This window comes from Pseudomonas sp. GW822-FHT01E03 (assembly GCF_058802985.1).
Genome location: NZ_JBXAOQ010000005.1, coordinates 253254 through 264194, shown reverse-complemented (window position 1 = coordinate 264194; position 10941 = coordinate 253254). Strand labels below are relative to the sequence as shown.

Genomic DNA, 10941 nt, shown 5'->3' with positions numbered 1-10941 from the left:
CTACCAACTGAGCTACGCCCACCATATCGCGCTACTTGTGCCAAAGCTGCCTAATGGCGCACCCGGCAGGACTCGAACCTGCGACCATCCGCTTAGAAGGCGGATGCTCTATCCAGCTGAGCTACGGGCGCCTTGTTAGCTGTAACCTTGGAGGACTACAAACTAAGTGCTTTCCAGTCTTGCAGAATCGTAATCCTGCTCAACCTTCCTAACCAGTGCTAGGCTGTGCCCGACAAGTGCGACGAATAGTATAGAGCCCCCCGAAGGTCGTCAAATCCTTTTTAAAAAAAATTCATTTAATTAAAGGAGTTAGGGGAATTTGCAGACCAAGCGCCTTTGCCCTCACCGCATGACATGCGAGAATGCGTTCTCTTTTTTTCCCCTCTCGATGGTTAATCACGCGCAATGACTGCACAACTTATCGACGGCAAATCGATCGCCGCCAGCCTGCGCCAGCAGATCGCCCAACGTGTCACCGAGCGTCGCCAGCAAGGCCTGCGCACGCCCGGCCTTGCGGTGATCCTGGTCGGCAGCGATCCTGCCTCTCAGGTTTATGTCTCGCACAAGCGTAAAGACTGTGAAGAGGTCGGCTTTCTATCCCAAGCCTATGACCTGCCTTCCGAAACCACTCAAGAAGCGCTGACCGAGCTGATCGATCGCCTGAACGACGACCCTGCAATCGACGGCGTTCTGCTTCAACTTCCGCTTCCCGAACACCTGGACGCCTCCAGGCTGCTGGAGCGCATTCGTCCGGATAAAGACGTCGACGGTTTCCATCCTTATAACGTCGGTCGCCTGGCCCAGCGCATTCCACTGCTGCGCCCATGCACCCCCAAAGGCATCATGACCCTGCTGGAAAGCACCGGTGTCGACCTTTACGGGATGGATGCCGTGGTCGTCGGCGCGTCCAATATCGTTGGCCGCCCGATGGCGATGGAATTGCTGCTGGCCGGCTGCACCGTGACGGTCACCCACCGTTTTACCAAGGACCTGGCCGGCCATGTCGGCCGTGCGGATCTGGTCGTCGTCGCCGCCGGCAAGCCGGGCCTGGTCAAGGGCGAATGGATCAAGGAAGGCGCGATCGTGATCGATGTCGGCATCAACCGTCAGGACGACGGCAAGCTGGTCGGTGACGTGATCTACGAAACCGCCCTGCCCCGCGCCGGCTGGATCACCCCGGTACCGGGCGGCGTAGGCCCGATGACCCGTGCCTGCCTGCTGGAAAACACCCTGTACGCCGCCGAAACCCTGCACAGCTGAGTTTCAACGCGCACGCTGTCAGCGTGACAAGGAACCCCGCCCTGGCGGGGTTTTTTTTGCCCGCGAGAAACACCGACCGCCCGCCGGAAAATGACTTTTTTTTCATGTTTCTCAGGACTTTCACCTGTTACTTGAACAACCATCGACAGTTATTCAGCCATACTCCAGAATGACGCGCTTTTCAGGAAACAGTCCGTTACAGAACGGCTTATCAACACTTTATGAGTCTGCCAGCGTGAATATCCGTCTTTCCATCCTGAGCCTATTTTTTGCAGTTGCAGGGACTTTCATCACGCCCTTCGCCAGCGCTGGCGAAACCACCGCAGCACCGCGAGATACAAAGACACTCAAGCTCGCTTCCGGCAGCTCCTTGCTGCTGGACATGCAGACCAACAAAGTCATCTACGCCAGCAATCCTGACGTGGTAGTGCCGATCGCTTCCGTCAGCAAGTTGATGACTGGCCTGGTCGTGGTCGAGTCTCGGCAGAACATGGACGAATACATCAACATCAACATCAGCGACACACCGGAAATGAAAGGTGTGTACTCCCGGGTCAAGCTCAAGAGCGAACTGCCGCGCCGGGAAATGCTGCTGATTGCCCTGATGTCATCTGAAAACCGAGCCGCTGCAAGCCTGGCCCACCACTATCCGGGTGGCTATGCCGCGTTCATTGCTGCAATGAACGCCAAGGCCCGGGCCTTGGGCATGACCAATACCCATTTCGTCGAGCCGACCGGTCTCTCGCCGCGCAACGTTTCGACCGCTCGCGATTTAAGCAAACTGTTGATCGCCGCGCACAAGTACCCGCTGCTGACCGAGCTGAGTACAACCAAGGAAAAGACCGTTTCGTTTCGCAAGCCGAACTACAGCCTGGGTTTCCGCAACACCGACCATTTGGTCCGCAAGCCGGACTGGGACATCCAGCTGACAAAAACCGGCTTCACCAACGAGGCCGGCCACTGCCTGGTGCTGGTGACCCGGATGGCTAACCGCCCGGTGGCCTTGGTGATCCTTGATGCCTACGGCAAGTACACCCACTTTGCCGATGCCACGCGCATGCGTAATTGGGTAGAGAGCGGAAAGAGCGCGGACGTGCCTTCCGTAGCCTTGCAGTACAAGGCAGACAAGAACCTCAAGCAGCGGCAGAGCGGCGTGGTAGAAGCATCGAAGTAACCTTGCTGCAAACGCATGAAAAAGCCCCGGACATCCGGGGCTTTTTTTCGTCGCAAAGTTAGTCGTTAGGCAGCGGCATCTGGTCGTCATCCGGGATACCGTCGCCGGTACTTGGATCTCTCCAACCCTTCGGCTTTTCAGTGGGCGCCACCGTTGGCCGTGCCAGGGGATCCCTCAACGGGCTGTCGGGATCCATCACCGGATCGGTGCTTTGCTCGGGGGTCGTGGGGACAGTTTCCGGACGTTTGTCGTCGAAACTGGAATCGGTAGACATACACACCTCCATTGGACCTAAGGCTTCAGATCACCCAGTGGATCGTAGGGCTTGGCCGGAGCCTTGGGGTTGTCACCCGGTTTCACGTCCCTCGGTGCCTTGGCGGGCCCGATCGGGTCGACCTGAGGATCGGCAAGGTCCGGGGAATCGGGATCGAAACCCAGCTCATCGCCAGACGAATGCTCGGATGAGTGTGGACCGACGGGCGTAGTTGAATGAGCCATGGGCGCCTCCTGTATCAAGGCCCGGAAAGATCCGGGCCTTTGCAGATTAGAGGCTGGCATCGGGCGCTGGTGCCCGGAGGGTGACGAACGGACTTACTGTGCGGCCAAGGCTTTTTTAGCTTTTGCTGCCGCCGGCTCCTGGCCCGCCTGCGCCAGATCATTGGCTGCCTTGAGCCAGCGTTGCTGATCGACCTGGGCGGGAATCTGCGTCGGATTCTGGATCAACACTGCCCAACCGCCGGCATCCTTGAACGCCGATTCAAAAGAACCGAAGCTCATCAACGTCCGCTGACTCATGCCTGCGCGCAGCAGCACGGTCTGCTTCTGACGGTTGTACCCGGTGAGAATCGCATAACGCGGTTCGGCCCACATCGCCGAGCCTTCGGTGAAGCGCACCATCACCGGATAACCGGCCGCGACCTGGGTCAACAAGGCTGGCAAGGTCGCGTCAAGGGGATAGACCACCATCCCGTACTCACGCGCGAGGTTCACCATGTTCTGTTGCAGCTGGGCTTCGGCGCCCGGCAAATGCAGCGGTTTGTCGAGCAAACCTGGCGTAATCACGATGTTCTGCTGGGACAGCATGCTGGCCAGCACCTGCGGTCCGCTTTGATTGGCCACGCCCTTGTAGAAGCGGCCACTGAGTTCGACCCGCTCCGGCAGACGCTTGATCTCAGGTGCAACACTCCCGGCGCAACCCGCCAGCGCCACCACACATCCCGCCATCAGCGCCGCCGACAGCATTCGAGAAAATACCCGCACCATCATCACTCTCTTGTTCAGGCGCCAGGCAACAATATTCCCGGCAAGGCCGTTGATCATAGGACGCCGCGCGACAGCGGTATAGCCTTAACCGGCAGTTGTTTGCATTCGATAGAGCGAACTGGTTGGTGACTGCCGACTTTCGGTCAATAGCCTGAAATACAGCAACGGCTAGACTGTTCCTTGAAGAGACGACAGCGAAGCGTGAGTGCCCATTGAAGGGCAAAGAGGAGGCACCGATGAGCCTGACCATGATCATTGTAATGTTGGTTTGCGGCTGGCTGGCGGTAGCCGCCGCCATGCTGTGGGGCGTGCTGCGCATTACTCGCCGCCACCATCACCCTGTCCAGCCGGCGCCTGCGCAAGAAGCGGACAAGGCACCGAGCCAGCACGCCAACGCTCACTGACACCACCTTTATCCGAGACCAACAAAAACGGCCGCCTGCACTCCTTCGAGTTCAGGCGGCCGTTTCCTTTAGCGTGGGTCAGGCCTCAGTGGCTGCACGCTTCTGCCTGGAGCGACGGGACATCATGTTCAACACCTCGATCGCAGCCGAGAATGCCATGGCCGCATAGACGTAGCCTTTCGGTACATGGGCGCCAAAGCCTTCGGCAATCAGCGTCATGCCGATCATGATCAGGAAGCCCAGGGCCAGCATCACCACTGTCGGGTTGTCGTTGATGAACTTGGCCAGCGGATCAGCCGCCAGCAACATCACCAGGACCGACACCACCACCGCGATGACCATGATCGGCAAATGCTCGGTCATGCCGACAGCGGTAATGATGCTGTCGATGGAGAACACCATATCCAGCATCAGGATCTGACCGATCGCGGCCGCGAAGCCCAGGGTCACGGTCGAGGTCGCCGACTTCGGATCTTCCGGTGCCGGGTCCATGCTGTGATGGATCTCGGTGGTCGCCTTCCACAACAGGAACAGGCCACCGGCAATCAGGATCATGTCTTTCCAGGAAAACGCGTGGCCGAGGATCTCGATCACCGGATTGGTCAACTGGACGATGAACGCGATGGTGCTCAGCAAGCCCAGACGCAGGATCAACGCCATGCCGATACCGATGCGTCGTGCCCGCTGTCGATTGTGCAAGGGCAGCTTGTTGGTCAGGATCGAGATGAAGATCAGGTTATCGATGCCGAGCACGATCTCCATCACGATCAGGGTGGCAAGGGCGACCCAGGCGGTGGGGCTGGCGGCAAGTTGTAAAAGGTAGTCCATGGGTCAGTCCTGACTCGTTGTAAAACAGTTTAGATTTCCTGGGAGGAAGATTCGGTTTTGTCCGAGTCTTTTTCCGATGATTCTTTTTTGCTGATCAACCCGCCGGTGGCGTCACTGAGTGCTTGCTCGGCGGCCTTATGGGTATCGTCAATCGCCTGTTTGGCGCTTTCGGCAGCCTTGCCCATCAATTGTTGCGCGCTTTTCTCGGCCTGGTCGCAACCGGCCAGTACCAGTAAAGACGTGATCAGCAATGCCGTGGCTTTAAGCTTCATGATGCTTTCCTCGATAGAACGAACGGGACCTAAACGATGGCCCGTTGATAGCGATGCATTCTAGGGAAGTGAATACTTCAGGAAAATTCGTATTTTCAGCGGCTATACTTCGGTTTTTACGAACTGTAGATCGCCATGCTCAACTATCGGCAATTGCATTACTTCTGGGTGGTGGCCAAGACCGGCAGCATCGTGCGCGCCTGTGAGCAGCTCAATCTCACGCCACAAACCATCAGTGGGCAGATTTCATTACTGGAACAGACCTTTGGCATCGAGTTGTTTCGGCGTGTCGGACGGCAACTCGAACTCACCGAGGCCGGCCGGCAGGCACTGCCCTACGCCGAACAAATGTTCCAGCTGGGTGGCGAACTGGAACTGATGCTGCGGGCACAACCCAATGAGCAGCAGATCCTGTTTCGCGTCGGCGTGGCTGACGTGGTGCCCAAATCCATCGTCTATCGCCTGATTGCACCGACCATGGAGCTGAGCGAACCGCTGCGCATCACTTGTCGCGAAGACAAGCTTGAACGTTTGTTGGCCGACCTGGCGATCCAGCGCCTGGACCTGGTGATATCCGACAGCCCCATGCCATCGCACCTGGACATCAAGGGCTACAGCCAGAAACTTGGTGAGTGCGGGATCAGCTTCTTCGCCACCCCAGAGCTGGCGGCCCGTTACGGTCACGACTTTCCGCGCAACCTGCACGGTGCGCCGCTACTGATTCCCGGGCCGGAAACCGTGGTGCGCAGCCGTTTGCAACGGTGGTTTGCCGAGCAGCAGATCCAGCCGCAAATTGTCGGCGAGTTCGACGATAGCGCCCTGATGCAGGCCTTCGGCCAATCCGGCAGCGGGATCTTCATCGGCCCGAGCGTGATTGCCGATGAGGTGCGACGCCAATATGGCGTGCAGGTGATCGGCCAGACCGACGCGGTGAGCGAGTCGTTCTATGCCATCTCAGTGGAGCGCAAGGTCAAGCACCCCGGCATTGTCGCCATTACCGAAGGTGCCCGACGCGAGCTGTTTACCGAGTTTTAGGACACTCAGGCGCAGACTTCCCGGGGTTTGAAGGTCATCAGCGCAATGGCCAGCAGGATCGAGGCGAGAATGAACGCCGCCGCGGCGAAGCCAAGGCCTTGCAGGCCGACGCTGTCGATTACCCGGCCACCGATCATCGCGCCCAGACCGATACCGAGGTTGGCCCCGGCGATGTTCAGCGACGCGGCGAACGCTGGCGCCTCGGGCGCAGCTTTCATCAGGCGCACATGGCTGACCAGGAACAACGCTGCCTGGGTCACGCCCCAGATGCCCATCGCTGCTGCCAGACCCAGCGGCGAGTGGATGTTCGGCACCAGCGCCACCAGGCCGGCAATCATGAACGCACAGAACATCATCGACGCCATCAGCGGATGACGATCCACCGCACGGCCACCCAGGGAGTTACCGATCAGCCCGACCGCACCAAAGCCCATCAGGCACCAGCCGACCACGGTGCCGTTGAAACCGGCCAGTCGCTCAAGGATGTCCGCCAGATAGGTGTACGCGGTGAACATGCCGCTGAACACAATCACTGACAGCAGCACGTGACCGAGCATCAGCGGGCTGCGCAGGATCTTGAACTGCGAGCGAAAGCTCACCTGATGCTGGTGCAGGCTGGTCTTCGGCAGATAGATAAACAGCAGCAACGCCTTGGCAAAGGCGATGACCGCCAGAATCGCGAAGGCACTGCGCCAGCCGAACGCATCGGAAATCAGCGTGCCCACGGGAATGCCGAACACCGTGGCGCAAACGATGCCGAAGCCGATCTTGGCGATGGCGCGACCGGCGTAATCCGGCCCGACGATGTCCACCGCCGTTTCGCTGGCCAAGGCCCAGAACACTGGCAACCCCAGCGCCGGGATCAAGCGGGCGAACGCCATCACCCAGATGTTCGGCGCCAGCGCCGCGACCGTGTTGGCCAGGCCAAACATGATCAGCACCGAGATGAACAACTTGCGACGCTCGAAGCGGGCGAAATACGCCGTCAGGAACGGCCCGAACGCGGCCACGGTGAAGGCGAACAGGGTCACCAGCAAACCGGCCTGCGGGATGCTGACCTCCAGGTCCCTGGCGATAGCCGGCAACAGGCCAACAATGATGAATTCCGTGGTCAGCACCGTGAAGCCGGCGGCGGACAACAGAAGAATGGGCAGCAGCATGCAAAACTCCAGAAAACGAAAACACCAGCGATAGCCCGAAGGCCCACTGGCAGACATGAAAATGAGGATGGCGAATCTTAACAGAGTGTTTTCGGATGCGGTTGCACGAACCTGCAATTCGCGTTGAAGACCAGGGTGGCAGTTCGTCACAGGTCTGAAAGATCGTTCCTGCGCTGTGATAAAGTCCGCGCCCTGAAAAACGTACACCCTGTGATCAATGCCGATCATTTAAGGGGCAAAACCTGTGGGAGCGAACTTGCTCGCGATGGCGGACCGTCAGACAACGCAAGTGTCGACTGTGCCAGCGTCATCGCGAGCAAGCTCGCTCCCACAAGGAATGCGGTGTTCTACACCCTGTATTCCCCTCCCGGTTTCCGGTCTGCGGCCTGCCCTGCTTGTTGCTGCAACTGCGACGAAACCATGCACTTATAAAAATTCAGAGATGCCGTTTTATGACAGCTTCATCCCCTTCTCTATTGCAACGCCTTAAACGCCTGAGCCTGGTCACACAGATCGTGATCGGCCTGATCGCCGGTATTGCCCTGGCGCTGATCGCCCCCGACATGGCGAAGTCCACGGCGTTCATCGGCAAAGTGTTTGTCTCGGCGCTCAAAGCCGTCGCGCCGATCCTGGTGTTCGTGCTGGTCATGGCGTCGATTGCCAACCACAAGCACGGCCAGGAAACCCACATCCGGCCGATTCTGTTCCTGTATCTGCTGGGCACTTTCGCCGCGGCCGTTGTGGCGGTGGTTGCCAGCATGACGTTCCCGTCGAGCCTGGTGCTGTCGACCCAGGACGTCGCGGTCACAGCGCCTGGCGGGATTGGCGAAGTGTTGCAAAGCCTGTTGCTGAGCGTGGTCGATAATCCGGTCAGCGCCCTGATGAATGCCAATTTCATCGGCATCCTGGCGTGGGCCATCGGTATGGGTATTGCCATCCGCCACGCCGGCGACACCACCCGTGAAGTGCTGGGCGACCTGTCCAACGGCGTGACGGTGATCGTGCGCCTGGTGATCAGCTTCGCCCCACTGGGCATCTTCGGCCTGGTGGCCTCGACCCTGGCCACCTCCGGCTTCGGTGCGCTGATCGGCTACGCGCACCTGCTGGCCGTGCTGCTGGGCTGCATGCTGTTCGTGGCGCTGGTGATGAACCCGCTCATCGTGTTCTGGAAACTGCGCCGCAACCCGTACCCGCTGGTGCTGACCTGCCTGCGCGAGAGCGGCATCACGGCGTTCTTCACCCGCAGCTCGGCGGCGAACATTCCGGTCAACCTGGAGTTGAGCAAGCGTCTGGGCCTGCACGAAGACACCTACTCGGTATCGATCCCGCTGGGCGCGACCATCAACATGGCGGGTGCTGCGATCACCATCACCGTACTGACCCTGGCGACCGTGCACACTCTCGGCATCACCGTGGACGTTCCGACGGCGATCCTGCTGAGCGTCGTCGCGGCAATCTGCGCCTGCGGTGCTTCCGGTGTAGCCGGTGGTTCGCTGTTGCTGATTCCACTGGCGTGCAGCCTGTTCGGCATTCCGAGCGAAATCGCCATGCAGGTGGTGGCGGTCGGTTTCATCATCGGCGTGTTGCAGGACTCGGCGGAAACCGCGCTCAACTCGTCCACCGATGTGCTGTTCACGGCGGCGGCTTGCCTGGGTGAAGAGCAAAAAGCCGAACGCCTGGCCTGACCCAGCCGCCCCTGTGGGAGCGAGCTTGCTCGCGATGAGGGAGTGTCAGTCGACATCAAAGTTGAATGACCCACCGCTATCGCGAGCAAGCTCGCTCCCACAGGGGTCTGCGGTGTAAATGAAAAATGCGGCCCCATGAAAAAGCCCCCGCAGCCTCAGGCTCCGGGGGCTTTTTTGTACCCGGACGGTTTAGAACGCGCCCATGTAGTCGCGCTTGCCCACTTCCACGCCGTTATGGCGCAGCAGTGCGTAAGTGGTGGTGACGTGGAAGAAGAACTGTGGCAGGCCGTAGGTCAGCAGATAGGACTGGCCGCTGAAGCGCTTCTCTTTAGGCGTGCCCGGACGGGTCACGATCTCGATGCCTTCCTTGCCGTTGATCTGCTCCGGCTTGATCGAGCCGATGAAGGCCAGTGCCTTGGCAATCAACGCTTGCAGTTCGGCGAAGGTGGTTTCGCTGTCGTCGTACTTCGGCAGCTCGACTTCAGCCAGACGACCGGTAACACCCTTGCTGAAATCAACGGCGATCTGCACCTGACGCACCAGAGGGAACATGTCCGGGAACAGGCGCGCTTGCAGGAACGCGTTAGGGTCGATGTTTTTTTCGGTGGCGTGAGCCTCGGCCTTTTTCAGTACATCGCTCAGGGCGTTGAGCATTTGCTGGAAAACAGGCACGGAAGCGTCGTACAGGGAAATGGTCATGGCAGGTCTCGTATGGTGACTGGAGGGATCGCAGGTAACCTGTAGGAGCGAGCTTGCTCGCGATGGACGTGAACGATAACGCGTTCTGTCTGAATAAACGCGTAGCGCTGGAGTCCATCGCGAGCGAGCTCGCTCCTACAGGTGATCAGCGTTGGAACGTGGGCCGATTATAGCCATGCACACGCCTCCCGAGACCGGTCTTTTTCAGCTGCCGTAAACTTTGGCCGCAGGAACCGCCTGCGTCATCAGTTGAGCGACGGCATCGCCCATCTCGCCGACCGCCCAGCGGCCCTGGCGATCCAGTTGCGGACCACGGCGCCAGCCGTCGGCGATCGACAACTTGCCGCCCTCGACTTCGAACATCTGCCCGGTCACCTCGGCGGAAGCCTCGGAGCCGAGCCACACCACCAGCGGCGCGACGTTTTCCGGGGCGAAGTAGTCAAAGCCCTCTTCAGGCTTTTTCATGGTGTCGGCGAACACTTGCTCGGTCATCCCGGTGCGCGCGGCCGGCGCCAGGGCGTTGGCGGTGATCCCGTAGCGGCGCAGTTCAGCCGCCTGCACCAGTGTCAGCGAAGCAATGCCGCCCTTGGCCGCCGCGTAGTTGGACTGACCGATGGAGCCCTGCAAACCGGCGCCGGAGCTGGTGTTGATGATCCGCGCATCGACCTTGGCGCCGCCCTTGGCCTGCTCACGCCAGTACTTCACGGCGTGGCTGGAAATGCAGAAATGGCCCTTGAGGTGCACGGCCACCACGGCATCCCAATCGGCTTCACTGAGGCTGGCGAACATGCGATCGCGGCAGATGCCGGCGTTGTTGACCACCACGTTCAGGTCGCCGAAGGTTTCGATGGCCTGGCGTACGATCAACCCCGCCGAGTCATAGCGGGTAATGTCATCGCTGTTGGCCACGGCGCTGCCGCCCTGGCCGAGGATTTCGCCGACCACGGCCAACGCCGCTTCACGATTGATATCGTTGACCACCACTTTTGCACCTTCGGCGGCGAAGGCCAACGCGTAGGCACGGCCCAGACCACCGCCGGCACCGGTGATGATCACGACGCGGTTTTCACAGATTTTCATGTTCTACATCCTTTACATTCATCACTAGTCGCCACAATCCCCTGTGGGAGCTGGCTTGCCTGCGATGCAGGCGCCGCGGTG

The 10941-nt window shown here is 59.7% G+C and carries 13 protein-coding genes and 2 tRNA genes (1 of these 15 cut by a window edge); 5 read left to right on the top strand and 10 right to left on the bottom strand.

The window, feature by feature from the left end; genetic code table 11:
- Both AC1RP7_RS12515 and AC1RP7_RS12510 read right to left on the bottom strand, forming a co-directional pair.
- Positions 1 to 22 (bottom strand) — tRNA-His (locus AC1RP7_RS12515); it reaches 154 nt to the left of the window's first position.
- Between the two features lie 32 nt (positions 23 to 54).
- Positions 55 to 131, bottom strand: a tRNA-Arg gene (locus AC1RP7_RS12510).
- Between the two features lie 274 nt (positions 132 to 405).
- On the opposite strand from AC1RP7_RS12510, the gene folD reads away from it, so the two are divergent.
- Positions 406 to 1260, top strand: coding sequence for a bifunctional methylenetetrahydrofolate dehydrogenase/methenyltetrahydrofolate cyclohydrolase FolD (gene folD, locus AC1RP7_RS12505; protein ID WP_046043051.1), 855 nt, complete (start codon positions 406 to 408; stop codon positions 1258 to 1260).
- Between the two features lie 235 nt (positions 1261 to 1495).
- Complete coding sequence (gene pbpG, locus AC1RP7_RS12500; RefSeq protein ID WP_150812572.1) at positions 1496 to 2434, top strand: D-alanyl-D-alanine endopeptidase; 939 nt, start codon at positions 1496 to 1498, stop codon at positions 2432 to 2434.
- A gap of 58 nt (positions 2435 to 2492) precedes the next feature.
- Here pbpG and AC1RP7_RS12495 read toward each other — a convergent pair whose 3' ends face one another.
- The 3 genes from AC1RP7_RS12495 to AC1RP7_RS12485 all read right to left on the bottom strand — a co-directional run bounded on the left by AC1RP7_RS12495 (position 2493) and on the right by AC1RP7_RS12485 (position 3754).
- The gene (locus tag AC1RP7_RS12495; protein WP_057714090.1) at positions 2493 to 2708 is read right to left on the bottom strand and encodes a hypothetical protein; all 216 of its coding nucleotides are present in this window, start codon (positions 2706 to 2708) and stop codon (positions 2493 to 2495) included.
- Positions 2709 to 2725: 17 nt separating this feature from the next.
- Positions 2726 to 2932 (bottom strand): DUF6021 family protein, encoded by a 207-nt coding sequence (locus tag AC1RP7_RS12490; RefSeq protein ID WP_015094297.1) that lies wholly within the window; start codon positions 2930 to 2932, stop codon positions 2726 to 2728.
- Between the two features lie 93 nt (positions 2933 to 3025).
- Complete coding sequence (locus tag AC1RP7_RS12485; protein ID WP_090456705.1) at positions 3026 to 3754, bottom strand: C39 family peptidase; 729 nt, start codon at positions 3752 to 3754, stop codon at positions 3026 to 3028.
- Positions 3755 to 3933: 179 nt separating this feature from the next.
- Here AC1RP7_RS12485 and AC1RP7_RS12480 point away from each other — a divergent pair, with 179 nt between their 5' ends.
- Positions 3934 to 4101, top strand: a complete 168-nt coding sequence (locus AC1RP7_RS12480) for a hypothetical protein (RefSeq protein WP_167362872.1) — start codon at positions 3934 to 3936, stop codon at positions 4099 to 4101.
- A 78-nt stretch (positions 4102 to 4179) separates the two neighbouring features.
- On the opposite strand, the gene AC1RP7_RS12475 is transcribed toward AC1RP7_RS12480, so the two are convergent.
- Positions 4180 to 4929 (bottom strand): TerC family protein, encoded by a 750-nt coding sequence (locus tag AC1RP7_RS12475; RefSeq protein ID WP_150812570.1) that lies wholly within the window; start codon positions 4927 to 4929, stop codon positions 4180 to 4182.
- A 29-nt stretch (positions 4930 to 4958) separates the two neighbouring features.
- The gene (locus AC1RP7_RS12470; protein WP_057714086.1) at positions 4959 to 5201 is read right to left on the bottom strand and encodes a hypothetical protein; all 243 of its coding nucleotides are present in this window, start codon (positions 5199 to 5201) and stop codon (positions 4959 to 4961) included.
- 135 nt (positions 5202 to 5336) lie between these two features.
- Between AC1RP7_RS12470 and nhaR the strand changes: the two genes are divergently transcribed.
- Positions 5337 to 6236 (top strand): transcriptional activator NhaR, encoded by a 900-nt coding sequence (gene nhaR / locus AC1RP7_RS12465; protein ID WP_057714085.1) that lies wholly within the window; start codon positions 5337 to 5339, stop codon positions 6234 to 6236.
- A gap of 5 nt (positions 6237 to 6241) precedes the next feature.
- Here nhaR and AC1RP7_RS12460 read toward each other — a convergent pair whose 3' ends face one another.
- A complete protein-coding gene (locus tag AC1RP7_RS12460; RefSeq protein ID WP_493180738.1) occupies positions 6242 to 7396 on the bottom strand; it encodes an MFS transporter in 1155 nt (384 codons plus the stop codon).
- A 452-nt stretch (positions 7397 to 7848) separates the two neighbouring features.
- Here AC1RP7_RS12460 and sstT point away from each other — a divergent pair, with 452 nt between their 5' ends.
- Positions 7849 to 9081, top strand: a complete 1233-nt coding sequence (gene sstT, locus AC1RP7_RS12455; protein ID WP_493180737.1) for a serine/threonine transporter SstT — start codon at positions 7849 to 7851, stop codon at positions 9079 to 9081.
- Between the two features lie 189 nt (positions 9082 to 9270).
- Here sstT and AC1RP7_RS12450 read toward each other — a convergent pair whose 3' ends face one another.
- Both AC1RP7_RS12450 and AC1RP7_RS12445 read right to left on the bottom strand, forming a co-directional pair.
- Positions 9271 to 9780, bottom strand: coding sequence for a DUF1993 domain-containing protein (locus tag AC1RP7_RS12450; RefSeq protein WP_154861387.1), 510 nt, complete (start codon positions 9778 to 9780; stop codon positions 9271 to 9273).
- Between the two features lie 204 nt (positions 9781 to 9984).
- Complete coding sequence (locus tag AC1RP7_RS12445; protein ID WP_057714081.1) at positions 9985 to 10860, bottom strand: SDR family oxidoreductase; 876 nt, start codon at positions 10858 to 10860, stop codon at positions 9985 to 9987.
- Positions 10861 to 10941: the final 81 nt, after the last annotated feature.

Coding starts and splice junctions, on each gene's coding strand:
- folD (WP_046043051.1), top strand. CDS start 406: ATGACTGCACAACTTATCGACGGCAAATCGATCGCCGCCAGCCTGCGC.
- AC1RP7_RS12495 (WP_057714090.1), bottom strand. CDS start 2,708: ATGTCTACCGATTCCAGTTTCGACGACAAACGTCCGGAAACTGTCCCC.
- AC1RP7_RS12490 (WP_015094297.1), bottom strand. CDS start 2,932: ATGGCTCATTCAACTACGCCCGTCGGTCCACACTCATCCGAGCATTCG.
- AC1RP7_RS12485 (WP_090456705.1), bottom strand. CDS start 3,754: ATGATCAACGGCCTTGCCGGGAATATTGTTGCCTGGCGCCTGAACAAG.
- AC1RP7_RS12480 (WP_167362872.1), top strand. CDS start 3,934: ATGAGCCTGACCATGATCATTGTAATGTTGGTTTGCGGCTGGCTGGCG.
- AC1RP7_RS12475 (WP_150812570.1), bottom strand. CDS start 4,929: ATGGACTACCTTTTACAACTTGCCGCCAGCCCCACCGCCTGGGTCGCC.
- AC1RP7_RS12470 (WP_057714086.1), bottom strand. CDS start 5,201: ATGAAGCTTAAAGCCACGGCATTGCTGATCACGTCTTTACTGGTACTG.
- nhaR (WP_057714085.1), top strand. CDS start 5,337: ATGCTCAACTATCGGCAATTGCATTACTTCTGGGTGGTGGCCAAGACC.
- AC1RP7_RS12460 (WP_493180738.1), bottom strand. CDS start 7,396: ATGCTGCTGCCCATTCTTCTGTTGTCCGCCGCCGGCTTCACGGTGCTG.
- sstT (WP_493180737.1), top strand. CDS start 7,849: ATGACAGCTTCATCCCCTTCTCTATTGCAACGCCTTAAACGCCTGAGC.
- AC1RP7_RS12450 (WP_154861387.1), bottom strand. CDS start 9,780: ATGACCATTTCCCTGTACGACGCTTCCGTGCCTGTTTTCCAGCAAATG.
- AC1RP7_RS12445 (WP_057714081.1), bottom strand. CDS start 10,860: ATGAAAATCTGTGAAAACCGCGTCGTGATCATCACCGGTGCCGGCGGT.